The 279-nt window shown below is 42.3% G+C and carries 1 pseudogene; it reads right to left on the bottom strand.

The features are described from left to right. Positions 1-192, bottom strand: a pseudogene (locus R0J87_RS19665) (hypothetical protein); the annotation flags it as partial. Between the last annotated feature and the right edge of the window lie 87 nt (positions 193-279).

Below are 279 nucleotides of genomic sequence, written 5' to 3'. Positions count from 1 at the left end.
GGCACTTAACGATTCCACGTAGCGTCGTTGTCCTTCTGCAAAGATCGTGTCAAATGCTAGTGATGACTTACCCGATCCGGAAACACCAGTAAATACAATCAGATGATCGCGCGGTAATTCTAAATCAATATTGTTGAGATTGTGTTGTCTGGCACCACGAATACGAATGCGAGAAGAAGACGGATCAGACATAAGCGTTGCTGAGTTAGGCAATGATTATCAGGATAGCTTATCTATAGCACTACAAACTTCAGTTAGGACATTCCACAATCTTGAAAC

It is taken from the genome of Halomonas sp. SIMBA_159 (assembly GCF_046536035.1).
GTDB classification, from domain to species: domain Bacteria; phylum Pseudomonadota; class Gammaproteobacteria; order Pseudomonadales; family Halomonadaceae; genus Vreelandella; species Vreelandella venusta_A.
This window is presented reverse-complemented; position numbering and strand designations above follow the sequence as displayed.